The sequence below is a fragment of the Pseudomonas sp. P7758 genome, assembly GCF_013386485.1.
Lineage (GTDB): Bacteria > Pseudomonadota > Gammaproteobacteria > Pseudomonadales > Pseudomonadaceae > Aquipseudomonas.
In genome coordinates, this window is sequence record NZ_JACARS010000017.1 from 1 (window position 1) to 1,199 (window position 1,199).

1 protein-coding gene is annotated in these 1,199 nt (G+C 63.4%); it reads right to left on the minus strand.

The window, feature by feature from the left end:
- Positions 1–956, minus strand: a 956-nt coding sequence (locus HX873_RS04685) for an efflux transporter outer membrane subunit (RefSeq protein WP_177122429.1), incomplete at its 3' end; no start/stop codon positions are given.
- Positions 957–1,199: the final 243 nt, after the last annotated feature.

Sequence of the window (1,199 nt, forward strand, 5' to 3'; positions counted from 1 at the left end):
GCGTGGGCCACATCAATGCCACGGGCCTGGGCCGCCACTTGCCAGCGGCTGGCGACCACGTCCGGGCGCTGGCCGAGCAGTTCGGCCGGCAAGCTCGACGGCAGTTTCAGCGGCGCGGCCAGGGACAAGGTGGGCCGCTGCAACTGCGCGCCCTCCCCCGGCCCTTTGCCCGCCAGCGCGGCCAACTGGTTGCGACTCAGGGCGATCTGTTCATCCAGGGCGTCCAGCTGGCGATGGGTTTCCGGCAGCGGCGTCTCAGCCTGGCTGACTTCGAAGTGGGTGCCGATCCCGCCATTCAAACGCTTTTGCGCAAGGTCGAGAATCTGTTGTTGCTGGGCCAGGGTGGCGGCCACGATATCGCGCTGGGCGAAGTGCAACGACAGCTGGATATAGGCGCGCACCACGTTGTTCTGCAATTCGAGCTGCGCCTGGCGCGCTTCGGCGGCGCTCATGTGGGCCATGTCCACGGCGCGCTCGGTGGCATTGCTTTCGCGGCCCCAGAGGTCGAGGGCATAGCTCAGCCCCAGGGACGCGTTGTTGTCCCAGGTGGTGGAATTGTCCAGCGCGCCTGGGCCGTAGAATTGGTCGCTCGGCCAGTTATGGCGCTTGAGCGTGGCATCACCATTGATCTGCAACGACTCGGCCGACTCGGCGATCCCAGCCATGGCCCGGGCTTCACGCACACGTGCAGCGGCCATGGCCATGCTCGGGCTGCCTTGCACGGCGAGGTCGATCCAGTGGTTGAGTTGCGGGTCGCCGTAGGCTTGCCACCATTGCGCGGTGGGCCAGTGGGCGTCCTGGGCGGCACTTTTGATCGCCTCGTCGGTGGCCAATGAACTGGCGACGAGTGACTGGCCTTGAGGGGCAATTCCTCCGGTTCCGATGCAGCCGCTGATTGCTAACGATAAGGCCCAAACACTGAGAGTCTTCAGCTCTCTGCTGATGCGACGCGGCACTGCTGCGAATTCCTGAGAGGGTGTTGCGGGGAAGGTGGCGCAATTCTAAGGGGCGGGCCGGATGGCGATAAGGTGGGATTCTTGTGAATCTTTGTTACCGTTCAGGCGATAATCCGTTCGTAGGGATCACTGGATCCTGCAACTTCGTGTCACAATTTGCCATCTCCCCTGAGAGCACCTTAATGGACACCTTGCAAAACATGCGCGCCTTCAGTTGTGTGGCCGAAGCCGGCAGCTTTACCG